Raw genomic sequence first — 17,485 nt, 5'->3', positions numbered from 1 at the left:
CGCCGAGGGATGGAAAGTCGCGAGAAACTGGGCCGGCACCGCTGGGTGGTCGAACGTACCCACGCCTGGTTTGCCGCGCTCGGCAAGCTGCGCATTCGCTTCGAGCGGCGGCTGGACACGCATTACGCCTTGCTCAAGCTGGCTTGTTCCTTGATCTGCTTACGCTTTGTCGAGCGGTTTTGTTAGCGGCTCTAAAGGCGCTGTTAAAGCGCCCCCTGTCCCAAACTGGGGGTCTGAGGGCGAGGCGGGCACGGGCGGACTGTCCATGCCCGGTAAGCGAAGGGTACGGGTCCTTCCACGGGGGGCGGCCCTATACGGGTGAGAAGCCCCCGGCACTTCGCTAGGCTATGGGCTGTGTTGCTTACTAAACTGTTTAGCCGGTTTAGCCCTAAACTAAACTGCGCCCACACCACGGCGACCAGACGCCCGCTTCGACGCTCCGCGCCTCGCCACCTGCCGGCGCGAAAACTCCCCCATGCAATCCCCGTCGCGGGGTTTTGCACGCCATCCGTCGCGGCCAATCTTGCCCGCCCACACCCCCACCCAAACAGCACTCGCCATGGCTAGGAATGGCTAAGACGGCGGGGCGTCTGAAATTCAGACGGCCGTCTGAAAGCGCGACGGGCGTCGGCTTTCCCGACACGGCGGGGCGTGATGATTCAACACGGCCGGGATGGTTCGACACGGGCGAGACGATTCGACACGGCGACCGGGTGCGGCCAAAAGCCGCAACGGCTGCCGCAAAAAGCCGCACCTGCCATGCGAAGAGCTGGCCCCGTTGCGCGAACAGGGTGAATCTACGCGAACGCGTCGAATCTACGCGAACAGGCCGAATCGGCCCGAACAGGATGAAACGGCCCGTTTGGCCGGGTGCGAAAACATCCCATGCAATCCGCCGCCCTGTCGCCCTGCCGTCGCCTGCCGCACAGCGCGGCACAAAGCTCCTTTCCGGCCAAAACGAATGGGCAGTCAACCAGCCTTGTTGGTATTTTTGTTGGTACATTTCATAGCAGCGCGCCGCACGCCCTTATCTGGCAAGGATTACAGCCTGCAATTCGGTTGCTGTCGGGGCGCCAAACCCGCTTCCCAAGCAGTCCGAAACAGTCCCACAAACCCGCACAGCGCAAGGCTCTGCGGGTTTTTTGTTGCCGAACGCCCTTCCCGCCCGGTTCCGGCATCCGCGGCAGGGCTGGCGCCGCGACGGCCTCCTATACTGTCTGTATTGTTCGCGACCGCCCGAACCGGTGCCGTGTCATGCCCCCGCCCTCGTCTTCTTCGTCCAACCTCGCCGGCGGCGCGCTGTGGCGGCTGTGCCGCCTGCTGCTGATCTGCGGCCTCGCGCTGCTGCTGGCCGGTGCCGGTGCCGCACCGCGCGGCGTGGTGCTGATCCCGCTGCAGGGCGCGATCGGTCCGGCGCGCGCCGACTTCGTCGAACGCGGCCTCGTGCACGCGCGCGAAGCCGGCGCGGCGCTGGTCGTGCTGCAAATGGATACGCCGGGCGGGCTCGACGTGGCGATGCGGCAGATCATCCAGGCCATCCTGGCCTCGCCGGTGCCGGTGGCGACCTTCATCGCGCCGAGCGGCTCGCGCGCTGCCAGCGCCGGCACCTACATCCTGTACGCCAGCCACATCGCCGCGATGGCGCCGGGCACCAACCTCGGCGCGGCGACGCCGGTGCAGGTCGGCATCGGCGGCGGCCCGGAGCGCCAGGACGGCAAGGCGGACAAGCGTGCCGCCAGCGAGGCGGCGGGCGAGACGCAGCAGCAGACCGCGCTGGAGAAGAAGCAGGTCAACGACGCGGCGGCCTACATCCGCGGCCTTGCGCAACTGCGCGGCCGCAACGCGGACTGGGCCGAGCGCGCGGTGCGCGAGGCGGTCAGCCTGTCGGCCGACGAGGCGCGCGCCGAGGGCGTGATCGACCTGGTCGCGCGCGACGTGCCCGAACTGCTGCGGCAGCTCGACGGCCGCGAGGTGGACACGGCGGCCGGCCGGCAGCGGCTCGACACGCGCGCGGCGACGCTGAGCCGCTTCGACCCGGACTGGCGCGACCGGCTGCTGGCCGCGCTGACCGACCCGAGCATCGCGCTGATCCTGATGATGATCGGCCTCTACGGCCTGTTCTTCGAATTCTCCAACCCCGGCTTCGTGCTGCCCGGCGTGGTCGGCGCGATCTGCCTCCTGATCGGGCTGTTCGCGCTGCAGCTGCTGCCGATCAACTACACCGGGCTGGCGCTGCTCCTGTTCGGCCTCGCCTGCCTGTTGGCCGAGGCCTTCCTGCCCTCCTTCGGCATCCTCGGCATCGGCGGCATCGTCGCGTTCTCGATCGGCGCGCTGCTGTTGGTCGACACCGACGTGCCGGGCCTCGGCGTGCCGGTCTGGCTGGTCGCGGCGCTGGCGGCGAGCACCGCGCTGTTCGTGTTCGGCGTGTCGGGACTGGCGCTGAAGGCGCGCAAGCGGCCGGTGGTCAGCGGCGCCGAAGGGCTGGCGGCCAGCACCGGCGTGATGCTCGAGGCCGCCGACGGCGACGAGGACGGCTTCGGCTGGGCGAGCGTGCAGGGCGAACGCTGGCGAGTGCGGAGCGAGCGCCCGCTGCCGCCGGGCACGCCGGTCAGGGTGACGGGGCGCGACGGGCTGACGCTGACCGTCGCGCCGCTGGACGACACGCAAGGAGCAGATCGATGACGGGCTTCACCCTGGGTTTCGGCGGCGCGCTGTTCGTGCTGGCCGCCATGCTGCTGGTTTCCGCCTTCCGCATCTTCCGCGAGTACGAGCGCGGCGTGGTGTTCATGCTCGGACGATTCTGGAAGGTCAAGGGGCCGGGCCTGGTCATCATCATCCCGCTGGTGCAGCAGGTGGTGCGGGTCGACCTGCGCACCGTGGTGTTCGACGTGCCGCCGCAGGACGTGATCACGCGCGACAACGTGTCGGTCAACGTCAGCGCGGTGGTCTACTTCCGCGTCGTCACCCCGGACAAGGCGGTGATCCAGGTCGAACAGTACATCGAGGCGACCAGCCAGCTGGCGCAGACGACGCTGCGCGCGGTGCTCGGCAAGCACGAGCTGGACGAGCTGTTGGCCGAGCGCGAGCGGCTCAACCTCGACATCCAGAAGGTGCTCGACGCGCAGACCGACGCGTGGGGCATCAAGGTGTCGACGGTCGAGATCAAGAACGTCGACCTGCGCGAATCGATGGTCAGCGCGATCGCCAAGCAGGCCGAGGCCGAGCGCGAGCGGCGCGCCAAGGTGATCCACGCCGAGGGCGAGCTGCAGGCGGCCGAGAAGCTGCTGCAGGCGGCGCAGATCCTCGCCACACAGCCGCAGGCGATGCAGCTGCGCTATCTGCAGACGCTGTCGAACATCGCCGGCGAGAAGAGCTCGACCATCGTCTTCCCGATACCGATGGAGCTCGTGGACGACTGGCTCAGGCGGCGCGACAAGCCACCGGCCTGAGCCCCTCCCGGCGAAAAAATGCCCGCTCGGCGTCGAGCGGGCATCGCCTTGTGTAGCGTCCGGTCAGAACAGCAGCTCCTTGACGTTCTCGACCGCGTCCTGCGGCGGCGCCTCGTTCCCCCCGCCGCCGGACGGCTCGCCGGACGGCGCCTCTTCCTCGCCCGCGTCGGGACGACGCGCGCCGGGCACGCTGCCGCTGTTGTCCAGCCGCAACTCCGGGTTGGTGCGCTGGAACTCCTCGTAGAAGTACTCGTCGCCGCCGCGCAAGCCGGCGCCCGGACGCACCACCACGCCGGCCGGCGCCGGCAGCTCGACCTCGGGCTGCCCCTTGAGCGCGTTGGCCATGTAGTTGATCCAGATCGGCAGCGCGACCGTGCCGCCGTAGCCGTAGCGGCCGAGGCTCTTGGGCTGGTCGTAGCCTACCCAGGTGATCGCGACCAGATTGGGGTTGAAGCCGGAGAACCACGCGTCGCGGTTTTCGTTGGTGGTACCGGTCTTGCCCGCGAGGTCCATGCGCCCCAGGCTCATCGCGCGGTTGGCGGTGCCGTAGCGCACCACGTCGCGCATCATGCTCGTCATGATGAAGGCGTTGCGCGGGTCGATCGCCTGCGGCGCGTTCTGGCCGGCCACCGCCGGCGCGGTCTGCGCCAGCACCTTGCCGCGCTGGTCCTCGATGCGGTCGACGAAGTAGGCCCGCACGCGGTAGCCGCCGTTGGCGAACACCGCGTAGCCCTCGGCCATCTGCAGCGGCGTCACCATGCCGGCGCCGAGCGCCATCGTCAGGTAGGCCGGGTGCTGCTTGGCGCCGAAGCCGAAGCGCTGGATGTACTGCTGCGCGTAGTCGGTGCCGATCGACATCAGGATGCGCACCGAAACCAGGTTCTTCGACAGCACCAGCGCGCGGCGCACGGTCATCATGCCGTAGAATTTGCCGTCGTCGTTCTTCGGCTCCCAGCGCTGGCCACCGAGCGACTGCGCGTCGATCACCAGCGGCGCGTCGTTGACCATGGTCGCCGGCGTGAAGCCGCGCTCGAGGCCGGCCGAGTAGATGAAGGGCTTGAACGACGAACCCGGCTGACGCCACGCCTGCGTCACGTGGTTGAAGCTGCGGCGGTTGAAGTCGAAGCCGCCGACCAGCGCCTGGATCGCGCCGGTGCGCGCGTCGAGCGACACGAAGGCGCCCTCGACCTCGGGCATCTGCACGATTTCCCAGTAGCCCTTCGGATTGGCGCGGATGCGCACCACGGCACCGGGACGGATCTGCTGCGCCGGCGTCAGCTTGGGGCTGAGCGCACGGCGCGCGAACGACAGACCCTGGCCCTTGACCACCGCGACCTTGCCGCCGCGCACGAAGGCGCGCACTTCGTCCGGCTTGGCCGAGAGCACGATGGCCGGTTGCATGTCGCCGCTGTCGCGGATCTCGGCCAGGGTGTCCTCGAGCGCCTCGTCGCGCTCCTCGCCCGACGGCAGCGTCGCCAGGTCGACGAAGGATTCCGGTCCGCGGTAGCCGAGCCGGCGGTCGTAGTCGACCAGGCCGGCGCGCAGCGCGTCGAACGCCCAGCGCTGGTGCTGGCTGTCGATGGTGGTGTAGACCTTGAAACCGTCGGTATAGGCACGGTCCTGATAGCGCGCGTACATCGCCTGGCGCACCATCTCGGCGACGTACTGCGCCGGCAGGCTGATCTCGGACCCCTGCGGCGTCTCCTGCGCCGGCTGGCTGCGGGCTGCCTCGAGCTGCGCGGCGCTGATGAAGTTCAGCTCGTGCATGCGACGCAGCACGTAGAGCTGCCGCAGCCGCGCGCGCTCGGGGTTGACGATCGGGTTGTAGGCCGACGGCGCCTTCGGCAGGCCGGCCAGCATCGCCATCTCGGCGACGCTCAGCTCCTTCAGACTCTTGCCGTAGTAGGCCTGCGCGGCGGCGGCAAAGCCGTACGCACGTTGGCCGAGGTAAATCTGGTTGAAATAGAGCTCGAGGATCTGGTCCTTGGAGAGCGTGTGCTCGATCTTGAACGCCAGCAGCGCCTCGTTGAACTTGCGCGTGAAGGTCTTTTCGCTCGACAGGAAGAAGTTTTTCGCGACCTGCATCGTGATCGTGCTTGCGCCCGATTTGGCATGACCGGATACTACGTTCCCTAATGCTGCACGCATAACCCCCAGATAATCGACCCCGCTGTGCTGATAGAAGCGCTCGTCCTCGGCGGCGAGGATAGCCTGCTTCATCAGTTCGGGTACCTCGTGGATACGGACGAAAGAGCGACGCTCCTCGCCGAACTCGCCGATCAGCGCACCTTGCTTGCTGTATACGCGCAAGGGGATCTTCGGGCGATAATCCGTCAGCACGTCGAGGCTGGGCAGGCGCGGATAGGTCAGCATCACCGCGATGATGGCGCCGCCGGCCACGAGCACGAAACCGCCGACTAAGAGACCGGCCAGAAGCGCAAAGAATCGTTTCAACATGTTCTCGATTGGGTTGCGGGGGAGTTCGATTATACCGCCTTCGGTCAAGACGCCGGACAACGTTACCATGGCAGCCACCCGGGCGCTGCCGATTGCACGGGAAACCACGACAATGCTATCCGGTTCGCTCGCACAGGCCGCCGACTGGCTCGGCCGTGTCGGCCTCAAGAAAACGCAGCAGCCCGCGCTGATCGGGCTGGACATCAGCAGCAGCGCGGTCAAGCTGCTCGAAATCTCGCGCGCCGGCCGCAACCACCAGATAGACCGCTACCGGATCGAACCGTTGCCGCGCGACGCCGTCGTCGACGGCAACCTGAACCAGATCGAAGCGGTCGCCGACGCCATCCGCCGCGCCTGGCAAGCGCTCGACACGACGACGCGCGACGTCGCGGTGGCGCTGCCGACCACGATGGCGATCTACCGCAAGATCCTGGTGCCGATGGCGCAAAGCCAGGAGCTCGAGGCGCTGATCGAGTCGGAAGCGCAGCAGTACATCCCGTTCGCGCTCGACGAGGTGAACCTCGACTACCAGGTGCTCGGCCCGGCCGCGCACAATCCGGACGACCTCGAGGTGATGCTGTGCGCGGCGCGCAAGGAAAAGGTCGACGAGCGTGTCGCGGCGGTCGAGATGGCCGGACTGAAGGCCGCCGTGGTCGACGTCGACGCCTTCGCGACGCTGACCGCCTTCGAGCAGATCCAGTTGCAACTGCCCGAACAGGGCATGAACCAGACCTTCGCGCTGTTCGACATCGGCGCGACCAAGATCTACTGCAACGTGATCCGCAACGGCCAGCAACTGTACTACCGCGAACAGGCCTTCGGCGGCCAGCAGCTGACGCGCGACATCCAGCGCCGCTACGGCATCCCGTACGAGGAGGCCGAGCGCGGCAAGTGCTCGATGAGCCTGCCGGACGGCTACGAGGCCGAGCTGCTGCACCCCTTCGTCGACTCGCTGGCGCAGGAAATCCAGCGCGCGCTGCAGTTCTTCTACACCACGGTCAGCGTCTCGCAGTACCTGCGCGTCGACTACCTGCTGCTGGCCGGCGGCTCCAGCCTCTTGCCCGGTCTCGACGACGCCGTGTCGGCGCGCACCCAGATCAGCACGATGATCGCCAACCCGTTCACCACCATGGTGCAGTCCGCGGCGATCCGGCCCAAAGCGCTGCTGCTCGACGCCCCGTCGCTGCTGGTCGCCTGCGGCCTCGCACTCAGAAGGTTCGACTGAATGATCCGCATCAACCTGCTTCCCCATCGCGAACAGAAAAAGGCCCAGCACCGGCGGCGCTTTCAGGTGCTGTTCGGCGCGACGCTGCTGGGCGCGGCCCTGCTCGTCATGGCGGGTTACCTGGTGCTGGACGGGCGCATCGCGCACCAGGACGCGCGCAACGCGCACCTGGAGGGCGCGATCGCCCGGCTCGACGAACAGATCCGCAGCATCGAGTCGCTGAAGAAGGAGCGCGACGCGCTCTTGGCGCGCAAGCAGCTGGTCGAGAAGCTGCAGCAAAGCCGCGGCGACGCCACGCGGCTGTTCGACCAATTGCTGCGCCAGACCCCGGACGGCGTCTACCTGAAGGACTTCCGCCAGAACGGCACGAACTTCACGCTGTCCGGCTACGCGCTGTCGGGCGCGCGCGTGTCGAACTACATGCGCGCGCTGGCCGAGTCGACGGTGTTCGACGCACCGGTGCTGGTCGAGGTCAAGGCCGCCGTCGTCGGCAACCAGCGCGTCAGCGAGTTCACGCTCAACCTCGGCAGCAAACCCGCACTCGCGCCAACGGCCCAGGGAGCGACACCATGACCTACGACGACATCCGCAACCTCGACCCGAAAGACCTGCCGAACTGGCCGCTGCCGGCCCAGCTCGGCGCGCTCGCCGCTATCGCGCTGCTGATTTTCCTGCTCGGCTACTACCTGGTGCTCGGCGACCAGCTCGACCGCCTCGAGGCCGGCCGCCAGCAGGAGGAGACGCTCAAGCAGAGCTTCGTCGACAAGAAGCGGCAGGCGATCAACCAGGCGGCGCTCGAGGCGCAGCTCAAGGAGATCCAGCAGTCGTTCGGCGCGCTGATCAAGCAATTGCCGACCCGCTCCGAAATGGAATCGCTGCTGACCGAGATCAACCAGGCCGGCATCGGCCGCGGCCTGCAGTTCGAGCTGTTCCGGCCCGGCACCGAGATCAAGTCGCCCGAGATGGCCGAGCTGCCGATCGACATCCGCCTGTCCGGCAGCTACGACGAGCTGGCGGCCTTCGCCAGCGACGTCGGCCAACTGTCGCGCATCGTGACGCTGAACAACATCGTGCTCACGCCGATCGCCGGCAAGGAGCACCGTCTGTCGATGCAGGCCGTCGCCAAGACCTACCGCGCGCTCGAACCGCAGGAAATCGCCGCCCAGAACCCGCCTCCGCAATGATGAAGACGCCGATGAAAACACGCTTCGCGACCCTGCTGCTGGCCGCCCTCCTGGCGGGCTGCGCGGGCGGCGACAACGACGACCTGGACGCCTGGATGACCCAGGCCGGACAAGGTCTGACCGGCCAGGTCGAGCCGCTGCCCCGGGTGCAACCCTACCAGCCGGCCGTCTACGACGGCTTCGGCGCGCTCGCCCCCTTCGACGAGCAGAAACTGGCGGTCGCCAAGCGGCAGCGCAGCGCCAACGCGCCGGACTTCGAACGTCCGCGCGAGGCGCTGGAAAACTTCGACCTGGACAAGCTCAAGCTGGTCGGCACGCTCAGGCGTGGCGGCGTGACCTACGGCCTGATCCAGACGCCGGACAACACCGTCTACCGGGTCGCGCCGGGCAACTTCGTGGGCCCGAACTTCGGCCAGGTCAAGCGCGTCTCGGAAAGCGAAGTCCAGTTGAACGAAACCGTCGAGGACCTCAACGGAGAATGGGTCCAGCGCAGCACCAGCCTGCATCTGGAAGAACAAGGGCAGAAATAACAATGCACAAGAACTACACGGTCAAACTGCTTTCCGGCGTCGGCCTGTCGCTGGTCTGGGCGCTGGCGCACGGCGCCGCGATCACCGACATCCGCGTCTCCCGCGCCAGCGGCACCGAGCATGTGCTGCAGGTCAGCTTCGACGGCCCCGCCCCCACGCCCAACAGCTTCGCGATGGCCAACCCGCCGCGCATCGCCTTCGACTTCGCCGGCACCGGGGTCAGGCTGGCCCGCCCGCTCGTCGAGCTCGACAACCCGCTCGTCCGCTCGGCCGCCGCCGTCCAGGCCGGCAACCGCGCCCGCCTGGTGCTGAACCTGACGCGCAACGCGGCCTACTCCACGCAGGTCGACGGCAACCGCCTGTCGATCCGGCTCAACAGCGACCCGGCGGCGACCAGCCAGGCGGCGACGCCGGTCGAACAGGGCGCCCGCCCGCCCGCCTCGGCCAACGGCGCGCCGGCCGCACCCGCCGCCGACGTCGCGATCGACTTCCGCCGCGGCGCCGCCGGCGAAGGCCGCGTCGAGATCACGCTGCCCGGCAGCGGCAGCACCGCCGACGTCAGGCGCGTCGGCAACACCGTGGTGGTCGAACTGCCGGGCCTCGCGCTGCCGCGCAGCCAGACGCGCAAGCTCGACGTCGGCGACTTCGCGACGCCGGTGCGCCGGATCGACGCCTTCAACCAGGGGCGCAACGGCCGCGTCGTGATCGAGCCGGCCGGCGACTGGGACTTCGCCTCCTACCAGACCGAGCGCCGGCTGGTCGTCGAGGTCAAGCGGCAAAGCCAGGAACAGGCTGCCGCCGCGAAGGTCGGCGAGGGTCAGGGCAAGACGGCGTACAAGGGCGACAAGCTGTCGCTGAATTTCCAGAACATCGAAGTGCGCACCGTGTTGCAGGTGATCGCCGAATTCACCGGCCTGAACATCATCACCAGCGACTCGGTCAGCGGCTCGATCACGCTCAGGCTCAAGGACGTGCCGTGGGACCAGGCGCTCGACCTGATCATGCAGGCCAAGGGCCTCGACATGCGCCGCACCGGCAACGTGATCCACATCGCGCCGCGCCAGGAGCTGCTCGAGCGCGACAAGCAGGCGCTCGAGGCGCGCAAGCAGCTCGAGGTGCTGGAGCCGATCCGCTCCGAAACCTTCGTGCTGCGCTACAAGAGCGTCGAGGACTTCAAGCAGGTGCTCGACATGGAAAGCGGCAGCGGGGCAGGCGCCCGCCGCCAGACCATCCTCAGCGAGCGCGGCAGCGCCCTGCTCGACCCCAAGACCAACACGCTGATCATCAACGACACGCCGACGGTGATCGACAAGGTGCGCAACCTGGTCGAACAGCTGGACATCGCGCAGCGCCAGGTGCTGATCGAGGCGCGCATCGTCGAGGCGAACGACAATTTCCAGCGCGACCTGGGCGCACGAATCGGTTTCACGAAGGTCAAGGCGGGCCAGTACTCGCTCGCCAACGTAATCGGCGAAAGGGGGAGCGCCAACGGCGCGATCAACAACTGGAACGTCGCCAACGGCGCGGCGGGCTCGATCGACGTCACCCCCAACGTGAACCTGCCGGCCAAGGTCAGCAACGCCCCCAGCGTCGCCATCCTCGGCAAGGTCGCCGGCGGCATCCTCGGGCTCGAACTGTCGGCGATGCAGGCCGAGGACAAGGGCAAGATCATCTCCAGCCCGCGCATCCTGACCTCGGACCGCACCGAGGCCCACATCGAGGAAGGGACCGAGATCCCGTACCAGGAGGCGACCTCGAGCGGCGCGACCAATATCGCGTTCAAGAAGGCGGTGCTCAGCCTCAAGGTCAAGCCGCAGATCACGCCGGACGGCAACGTCATCATGGATCTGCAGGTCAACAAGGACACGCCGAGCACCAAGCTGGTGGTCGGCAGTACGCCGGCGGTCGACACCAAGAAGATCCAGACCCAGGTGCTGGTCGAGAACGGCGGCACGGTGGTGATCGGCGGCATCTTCGTGCAGGACGAGGGCGAGGTCGAGAACAAGGTGCCGCTGCTCGGCGACATTCCGGTGCTCGGCTACCTGTTCAAGAACAAGCAGGCGCGCAAGAACCGCCGCGAACTGCTGGTCTTCATCACGCCGCGCACCGTCGACAACCTCTCCTCGCTCGCCAGCGTGCGCTGATCCCGCCCGTGCTCGCGCCGCGGCGGGGTTCTTGGGTACAATGCCGGTCATGAAACTGGCAGGCAATCTCTTTCTGGTCGGGCTGATGGGCGCCGGCAAGACCACCGTTGGCCGAGCCCTCGCGCGACGGACCGGCAAGACCTTCTACGACTCCGACCACGAAGTCGAGGCGCGCACCGGGGTGCGCATCGCGACGATCTTCGAGATCGAGGGCGAGGCGCGTTTCCGCGACCGCGAGGCCGCCGTGATCGCCGACCTCGCGCGGCTCGACGACATCGTGCTGGCCACCGGCGGCGGCGCCGTGCTGCGCGCGGAGAACCGGCAGGTGCTGCGCCGGCACGGCACGGTCATCTACCTGCGCGCCGGCATCGACGACCTGCTGGCGCGCACCCAGCACGACAAGAACCGCCCGCTGCTGCAGACCGCCGACCCGCGCGCCAAGCTCGAGGCGCTGTTCAACGAACGCGACCCGCTGTACCGCGAAGTCGCCGACCTCGTCGTCGACACCTCGCAGCAGAACGTCAACCAGCTGATTCTCGACCTCGAACACGCGCTGGCCGCCCATCTGAACGGCCACGCCGGATACGCCCCATGATCACCCTCGACCTTAGCCTGCCCGACACCCGCTACCCTATCCACATCGGCCGCGACCTGCTCGACGACGCAAACCTGATCCTGCCGCACCTGCTGCAACGCAAGGTCGCCATCGTCACCAACACTACCGTCGCGCCGCTCTATCTCGCGCGCCTGCAGGGCGCGCTCGAGGCGGCCGGCGTCGCCGTGCTGCCGATCGTGCTGCCCGACGGCGAGGCGCACAAGACCTGGGACACGCTGAACCTGATCTTCGACGCGCTGCTGAGCTCGCGCGCCGAACGCAAGACGACGCTGATCGCCTTGGGCGGCGGCGTGATCGGCGACATGACCGGCTTCGCCGCCGCCTGCTACCAGCGCGGCGCACCGTTCATCCAGGTGCCGACCACGCTCCTGGCGCAGGTCGATTCGTCGGTCGGCGGCAAGACCGCGATCAACCACCCCAAGGGCAAGAACATGATCGGCGCCTTCTACCAGCCGCGCGCGGTGATCGCCGACATGACGCTGCTCGACACGCTGCCGCAGCGCGAACTGTCGGCCGGGTTGGCCGAGGTCATCAAGTATGGCCTTTTGGGCGACGCCGATTTCCTCGCCTGGCTCGAGGCCAACATGGCCCGCCTCGTCGCGCGCGACCACGACGCGCTCGCCCACGCGGTGCGCCGCTCCTGCGAGATGAAGGCCGACATCGTCGGCCAGGACGAGAAGGAAAGCGGCGTGCGCGCGCTGCTGAACCTCGGCCACACCTTCGGCCACGCGATCGAGGCCGGCCTCGGCTTCGGCGCCTGGCTGCACGGCGAAGCGGTCGGCGCAGGCATGATGCTGGCGGCGGCGCTGTCGCACGAGCTGGGCTGGATCGACGCGGCGGCGCTCGCGCGCACCGAGCGGCTGATCGCGGCGGCCGGTCTGCCGACCCGCGCGCCCGACCTCGGCGTCGACGCCTGGCTCGAGCACATGAGCCACGACAAGAAGGTCGAATCCGGCAGGCTGCGCTTCGTGCTGCTCAAGGCGCTCGGCCAGGCCGCCATCGTCGACGACGTCGCCTCCGAGGCGCTGCAGCGCGTCCTCGCGGGCCCCTACATCCGGCGCGACACCGCCTATTGACGCGCTTGCCGGCGTGCTGCCGGGCAGGATTTGCCTTGCCGCCCGCATACACATGTTGTGAGCATGGGTTTTGCCCGGTTTCGCCCCGGAAATTACGCATTTTTACGGATTGCCGCTCCCTGCCGGACTCCCAATAATCGTCGACACAACATAACGACCAATAAGGGAGTGGGGAATGAGTCTTTTCTTGTCCGCGTTCGGCTGCAGCCTCCTGCTGATGGTGATCTACTTCACCGCACGCCGCGGCTGGAAGGCGGCGCGCTACGTCAAGCCGCGCGAACGCGGCATCGACCCGGTCGGCGAAGCTGAGGTCTTCCTCGCCTACGGCCGCATCGACGACGCGGTGCGCGTGCTCAAGGACGCACTCCACGACGAGCCGGACAACCTCGACGCGCAACTGACCCTGCTGCGCGCCTACTCCCACCAGCGCAACGTCCAGGCCTACTCCGGCCTCGCCGCCAAGGTCTGCCCGCGCATCGAGGATCGCAAGCTGTGGCACACGATCCAGCAGACCGGCCGCGAGCTCGACCCGGCCAACCCGCTCTACCAGCAGCAGGTGCACGTCTGAAGCGGCACAGGGGCCTTGTGGCCCCTTGTCGCGTCGGTGCACCTGGCAGCTCCCGCCCCCTCCCTGATTCCCCTGTCGCTTTCCCGCCGCCGCAGTCTTCCCGACACCAGAAGCTGCGGTACAATTCGCATCCCACCCTTGTTTCGGCCGCTATCTGTGCTTCGCCTGCTCCGCACGCTTGGCTGGTATCCACTAGCCCAGGATGAATACCGCTGCGCCTACGACCGCTGGGGCGGAAGCGTCATCACCCACCCCGACGTTCTCGACTTCATCGACCGTCAATGCGGCTTGCAGACCCGCTTCCTCGGCCACCGCGGCAGGGACGGCGTACTCGACGGCTGCATCGCCGTCTGGGGAGAGTATCTCGCCGGCGACAAGGAAGCGTTGGCGAAACTCGGCGTGGAAGAGCGCCTCGACTTCGGCACGCCCGAGATCATCCTGCCGCTGAGCCCGACCTTCCGCGCCAGCATTCGGCTGCGCGGCAAGCACCTGTCGGTCCTTCACGAGGGGCAGATTCTCAATCTGAGCGGCCGCAACCGCGGCCGTTCGCTGTGCCTGGCGGGCGCCGGGCAGGAAGGCCCGTCGCGACGCACGCGGCAAAAGCGCAAGAACGAGCTCAAGCATTTTCTCGACGCCGGCGGCCGCGTCACGGGCATCGACGAGCACACGCCCTCGGCGCTCGCCGACACCTATCTGGCGCTGTTCCAGCGCCGCTGGGAGCGGCCGCATCCGCACGCGGCCTCCATGCCGGCCCTGTTCGAGGCGCTACACCCTTTCCTGCGTGGCCATGTGCTGCACATGAACGAACGTCCTTGCGCCTTTCAGTTGCTGCTGGCCTGCGCCTCCGGCCGGCATTTGTCGGTAGAGTTCGTCAACAGCGGCGTCGACCCCATCGGCAGGGACTGGTCCGCCGGCAGCATCCTGACCTGGCTGAACCTCGAACAGGCACGCCAGGAAGCCGAAGCCAAACAATTGGATCTGCGCTACTCCTTCGGCCGCAATTCCGCCGCCTACAAGGCAAACTGGAGCGGGGAGGTGCCACTGCTCAGGACTCTGACCTGGTAATGAAAACCGTGCTGAATGCGAAGAAAATCCTGCTGATCAAGCTGCGCCACCATGGCGACGTGCTGCTCAGCACCCCCGTCGCGCGCGCGCTCAAGACCGCCGCGCCGGATTGCCGGATCGACCTGCTGCTGTACAAGGAAACCCGGCCCATCGTCGAGCACAATCGCGACTACATGCGGATCTGGACGATAGACCGCAGCCGCAAGGGACTGAAGCGGCTGTTCGACCTCGCCGCGCTGGCGACGCGATTACGCCGCGAGCGTTACGACCTGATCGTCCACCTCTCCGACCAGTCTCTCGGCGCCCTGCTGACCCGCTGGAGCCGCCCGCGCCGCGCGATCGGCTTCGACTATCCCAAGCGTCGCAACAGCACCTGGGCGCGCTGCTTCGACGCCCTCGCGCCGGTGGCCGACAGCGACTCCCTTCACACCGTCGAACAGAACCTGCTGGCGCTGTCCCCGCTTGGGCTCGACGTTCCGGTCGCGGCGAAGCGGTGCAAGATGGCCTATTCCGAACAGGACCGGCTCACCGTTCAGGCCAAGCTGCACGCACTCGGCGTGACGACGCCGTATATCGCGGTGCACCCGGCCTCGCGCTGGTTCTTCAAGTGCTGGGAAGACGAGCGCTTCGCCGCCGTCGTCCAGGTCTTGGCCGACAAGGGCTGGCACGTCGTCCTCACCGCCGCCCCGGTCGCCCAGGAAGAGGCGCTGGTCCGCTCGATTCTCGACCGGGTCGACTCCGAGCGGGTGCATTCGCTCGCCGGCCAGCTCACGCTGACCTCGCTGGCCGCGCTGATCGACGGCGCCAGGCTGTTCATCGGCGTCGACTCGGTGCCGATGCACATGGCGGCAGCCTTGGGGCGCGATACGGTCGCGCTGTTCGGCCCGAGCAAGGTCAACGAATGGCGACCGTGGATGACGCGCCATACGCTGATCCACGCCGCCGACTACGGCCCGCTGATCGACCCGGATGCGGTCGACACCGGCACCAGCGAGCGCTACCTGTCGAACATCCCGGTCGACGCGGTGCTCGACGCGGCGCAGGCGCTGCTGGCGGCGGAGGAGCCCGCGCGATGACGCACCGGCTCGACATCGGCTTCGTGATCGACGGCCTCGCCGGCGGCGGTGCGGAAAAGGTCGCGCTGACCCTGGCCGAGGCGATGGCGCGGCGCGGCCACGCGGTGACGGTGCTGTCCCTGCGCGACGCGCAGGCCTACGCGACGCCGCCGGGGGTCGCGCTGGTGAAGCTGGTCGACGCCTACCGCGGCCCGCTGCGCCGCCAGACCGAAATCCTCCGCCGCGCGCGCCAGCTCGACGCGTGGATGTTGGCCGAGCGCGGCGGCCGCCGCTTCGACCTCGCCTTCTCCATCCTGCCCAAGACCGACCGCATCGTCCGCGCCGCCCGGCTGCTCGACAACGCCTGGCTGTGCCTGCACGGCGCGGTGGCGGGCACCCAGCTGGCGGGCAAACGCGGCCTGAAGCGCTGGAGCAAGCGGCGCCAGCTCGCGCACACCTACCACGCGCGGCGCTGGGTGACGGTGTCGGCGGGCCTGGGCGACGAGCTGCGCGCGCTGACCGGCGCACGGCCGGCGCGCGTCGAGACCATCCCCAACCCCTTCGACCTCGACGCGATCCGCGCGCTCGCGGCCGAACCCTGCCCGCTCGACGGCACGCCCTTTCTCGTCCACGTCGGCCGCTTCCACCCGGTCAAGCGGCACGACCGGCTGTTCGACGCCGTCCGCCTCAGCGGCTACGCCGGCCGGCTGGCGCTGATCGGCGACGGCCCGCCGGCGGAGCACGACCGGCTGCGCGCGCAGGCGCGGGCGGCGGGCCTCGAGGAGCGCGTCGTGTTCGCCGGCTTCTCGGCCAACCCCTACCCCTGGCTGCGCGCCGCCGACGCGCTGGTGCTCAGCTCCGACTCGGAGGGCTTCGGCAACGTGCTGGTCGAGGCGCTGGCCTGCGGCACGCCGGTCGTCAGCACCGACTGTCCGTTCGGCCCGGCGGCCATCCTGAGCGGCGAGCTCGCGCGCGGTCTCGCGCCGTTGAACGCCGAGGGCCTGGCCGGCGCGATCCGCGCCGTGCTCGCCGACCCGCCGGCGATCGCCGACGACGCGCTCGACCGCTTCGCGCTCGACGCCGTGGTCGACCGCTACCTGGCCCTCGCCGACGCAAACGATTGAAAGTGACGCCATGACCCGTCCCAGCTTCCTGATCACCATCGACACCGAGGGCGACAACCTCTGGGGCCACGCGCCCGAGGTCACCACCCGCAACGCCCGCTACCTCGAGCGCTTCCAGCAACTGTGCGAACACCACGGCTTCAAGCCGTGCTACCTGACCAACTACGAGATGGCGGTCGACCCGCACTTCCAGGCCTTCGGCCGCGACGTGATCGCGCGCGGCAGCGGCGAGATCGGCATGCACCTGCACGCGTGGAACAGCCCGCCGCTGCATGCGCTGACCGCCGACGACGACCGCCACAAGCCCTACCTGATCGAGTACCCGGACCGGGTGATGCGCGACAAGGTCGACTTCATGACCAAGCTGCTCGAGGACACCTTCGCGGTGAAGATGGTCAGCCACCGCGCCGGCCGCTGGGCCTTCGACGAGCGCTACGCGCGGCTGCTGGTCGAGTACGGCTACCAGGTCGACTGCTCGGTGACCCCGCACGTCGACTGGCGCCGCACGATGGGCAACCCGGCCGGCCAAGGCGGCACCGACTACCGGCGCTTTCCGACGACGGCCTACTTCATGGACCCGGACGACATCGCGCGTCCCGGCGACTCGCCGCTGCTGCAGGTGCCGATGACGATCGTGCCCAAGCACCCGGACTGGGTCGAGGCGGTGCGCCAGGGGGTCAACCGGCTGCGCGGCAAGCACAAGCCGCGCTCGATGAAATGGCTGCGCCCGCGCGGCGGCAACGCGGCGGAGATGATCGCCGTCGCCCGCCAGGCGCTGGACGCCGGCCACGACTACGTCGAATTCATGCTGCACTCGTCGGAATTCATGCCCGGCGGCAGCCCGACCTTCCGCGACGAGGCGTCTATCGAGCGCCTGTACGCTGATCTCGAGGCCCTGTTCGCCCACCTCAAACAGTGCTGCACAGGCAGCACGCTGAAAGAATACCGCGACACGTTCGTCGCCAAACACGGCGCCAGCAACGCCTGAACCC

Annotated in this window: 15 protein-coding genes and 1 pseudogene; 15 read left to right on the top strand and 1 reads right to left on the bottom strand. The window is 68.3% G+C overall.

Features of this window, described 5'->3' with window-relative positions; translation table 11 throughout:
- The 3 genes and pseudogenes from EV683_RS06435 to EV683_RS06425 form a co-directional block, all read left to right on the top strand.
- A pseudogene (locus tag EV683_RS06435) lies at positions 1–186 on the top strand (IS5/IS1182 family transposase); the annotation flags it as partial.
- A 1,068-nt stretch (positions 187–1,254) separates the two neighbouring features.
- Complete coding sequence (locus EV683_RS06430) at positions 1,255–2,682, top strand: NfeD family protein (protein ID WP_243694732.1); 1,428 nt, start codon at positions 1,255–1,257, stop codon at positions 2,680–2,682.
- Positions 2,679–3,449, top strand: a complete 771-nt coding sequence (locus EV683_RS06425; RefSeq protein ID WP_066610790.1) for a slipin family protein — start codon at positions 2,679–2,681, stop codon at positions 3,447–3,449. Before EV683_RS06430 ends, EV683_RS06425 begins: the two co-directional genes overlap by 4 nt.
- 63 nt (positions 3,450–3,512) lie before the next feature.
- Here EV683_RS06425 and EV683_RS06420 read toward each other — a convergent pair whose 3' ends face one another.
- The gene (locus EV683_RS06420; protein ID WP_131862231.1) at positions 3,513–5,906 is read right to left on the bottom strand and encodes a penicillin-binding protein 1A; all 2,394 of its coding nucleotides are present in this window, start codon (positions 5,904–5,906) and stop codon (positions 3,513–3,515) included.
- Between the two features lie 67 nt (positions 5,907–5,973).
- On the opposite strand from EV683_RS06420, the gene EV683_RS06415 reads away from it, so the two are divergent.
- From EV683_RS06415 to EV683_RS06360, 12 genes are all read left to right on the top strand, one after another.
- Positions 5,974–7,131, top strand: a complete 1,158-nt coding sequence (locus EV683_RS06415; RefSeq protein ID WP_243694731.1) for a pilus assembly protein PilM — start codon at positions 5,974–5,976, stop codon at positions 7,129–7,131.
- Positions 7,132–7,704, top strand: a complete 573-nt coding sequence (locus tag EV683_RS06410; protein ID WP_066610795.1) for a PilN domain-containing protein — start codon at positions 7,132–7,134, stop codon at positions 7,702–7,704. It abuts the gene before it with no gap.
- A complete protein-coding gene (locus EV683_RS06405) occupies positions 7,701–8,315 on the top strand; it encodes a type IV pilus inner membrane component PilO (RefSeq protein WP_131862230.1) in 615 nt (204 codons plus the stop codon). Before EV683_RS06410 ends, EV683_RS06405 begins: the two co-directional genes overlap by 4 nt.
- A gap of 11 nt (positions 8,316–8,326) precedes the next feature.
- Positions 8,327–8,845: a pilus assembly protein PilP gene (locus tag EV683_RS06400; RefSeq protein ID WP_131862229.1), complete on the top strand. Its 519-nt coding sequence runs from the start codon at positions 8,327–8,329 to the stop codon at positions 8,843–8,845.
- A 2-nt stretch (positions 8,846–8,847) separates the two neighbouring features.
- Entirely contained in the window at positions 8,848–10,989 is a 2,142-nt protein-coding gene (locus EV683_RS06395; protein WP_131862228.1) for a type IV pilus secretin PilQ, read from the top strand.
- Between the two features lie 40 nt (positions 10,990–11,029).
- Positions 11,030–11,584, top strand: a complete 555-nt coding sequence (locus EV683_RS06390; protein WP_197457406.1) for a shikimate kinase — start codon at positions 11,030–11,032, stop codon at positions 11,582–11,584.
- On the top strand, positions 11,581–12,681 hold the full coding sequence (aroB, locus tag EV683_RS06385; protein ID WP_131862227.1) for a 3-dehydroquinate synthase: 1,101 nt from the start codon (positions 11,581–11,583) through the stop codon (positions 12,679–12,681). Before EV683_RS06390 ends, aroB begins: the two co-directional genes overlap by 4 nt.
- A gap of 175 nt (positions 12,682–12,856) precedes the next feature.
- On the top strand, positions 12,857–13,249 hold the full coding sequence (locus EV683_RS06380; RefSeq protein WP_231879831.1) for a type IV pilus assembly protein FimV: 393 nt from the start codon (positions 12,857–12,859) through the stop codon (positions 13,247–13,249).
- Positions 13,250–13,405: 156 nt separating this feature from the next.
- Positions 13,406–14,314, top strand: coding sequence for a GNAT family N-acetyltransferase (locus EV683_RS06375; protein ID WP_165916800.1), 909 nt, complete (start codon positions 13,406–13,408; stop codon positions 14,312–14,314).
- Positions 14,314–15,390 (top strand): putative lipopolysaccharide heptosyltransferase III, encoded by a 1,077-nt coding sequence (gene rfaQ, locus EV683_RS06370; RefSeq protein WP_131862225.1) that lies wholly within the window; start codon positions 14,314–14,316, stop codon positions 15,388–15,390. Before EV683_RS06375 ends, rfaQ begins: the two co-directional genes overlap by 1 nt.
- Entirely contained in the window at positions 15,387–16,493 is a 1,107-nt protein-coding gene (locus tag EV683_RS14560) for a glycosyltransferase (RefSeq protein WP_131862224.1), read from the top strand. The genes rfaQ and EV683_RS14560 overlap by 4 nt, the downstream gene beginning before the upstream one ends.
- 10 nt (positions 16,494–16,503) lie before the next feature.
- Positions 16,504–17,481, top strand: coding sequence for a polysaccharide deacetylase family protein (locus EV683_RS06360; protein ID WP_131862223.1), 978 nt, complete (start codon positions 16,504–16,506; stop codon positions 17,479–17,481).
- Positions 17,482–17,485: the final 4 nt, after the last annotated feature.

It is taken from the genome of Crenobacter luteus, assembly GCF_004345725.1.
Lineage (GTDB): Bacteria > Pseudomonadota > Gammaproteobacteria > Burkholderiales > Chromobacteriaceae > Crenobacter > Crenobacter luteus.
This window is presented reverse-complemented; position numbering and strand designations above follow the sequence as displayed.

Excerpts from the sequence above, each read along its gene's own strand:
- rfaQ (WP_131862225.1), top strand. The coding sequence starts at position 14,314 with ATGAAAACCGTGCTGAATGCGAAGAAAATCCTGCTGATCAAGCTGCGC.
- EV683_RS06395 (WP_131862228.1), top strand. The coding sequence starts at position 8,848 with ATGCACAAGAACTACACGGTCAAACTGCTTTCCGGCGTCGGCCTGTCG.
- EV683_RS06425 (WP_066610790.1), top strand. The coding sequence starts at position 2,679 with ATGACGGGCTTCACCCTGGGTTTCGGCGGCGCGCTGTTCGTGCTGGCC.
- EV683_RS06360 (WP_131862223.1), top strand. The coding sequence starts at position 16,504 with ATGACCCGTCCCAGCTTCCTGATCACCATCGACACCGAGGGCGACAAC.
- EV683_RS06420 (WP_131862231.1), bottom strand. The coding sequence starts at position 5,906 with ATGTTGAAACGATTCTTTGCGCTTCTGGCCGGTCTCTTAGTCGGCGGT.
- EV683_RS06410 (WP_066610795.1), top strand. The coding sequence starts at position 7,132 with ATGATCCGCATCAACCTGCTTCCCCATCGCGAACAGAAAAAGGCCCAG.
- EV683_RS14560 (WP_131862224.1), top strand. The coding sequence starts at position 15,387 with ATGACGCACCGGCTCGACATCGGCTTCGTGATCGACGGCCTCGCCGGC.
- EV683_RS06415 (WP_243694731.1), top strand. The coding sequence starts at position 5,974 with ATGGCAGCCACCCGGGCGCTGCCGATTGCACGGGAAACCACGACAATG.
- aroB (WP_131862227.1), top strand. The coding sequence starts at position 11,581 with ATGATCACCCTCGACCTTAGCCTGCCCGACACCCGCTACCCTATCCAC.
- EV683_RS06430 (WP_243694732.1), top strand. The coding sequence starts at position 1,255 with ATGCCCCCGCCCTCGTCTTCTTCGTCCAACCTCGCCGGCGGCGCGCTG.
- EV683_RS06380 (WP_231879831.1), top strand. The coding sequence starts at position 12,857 with ATGAGTCTTTTCTTGTCCGCGTTCGGCTGCAGCCTCCTGCTGATGGTG.
- EV683_RS06400 (WP_131862229.1), top strand. The coding sequence starts at position 8,327 with ATGAAAACACGCTTCGCGACCCTGCTGCTGGCCGCCCTCCTGGCGGGC.
- EV683_RS06405 (WP_131862230.1), top strand. The coding sequence starts at position 7,701 with ATGACCTACGACGACATCCGCAACCTCGACCCGAAAGACCTGCCGAAC.
- EV683_RS06390 (WP_197457406.1), top strand. The coding sequence starts at position 11,030 with ATGCCGGTCATGAAACTGGCAGGCAATCTCTTTCTGGTCGGGCTGATG.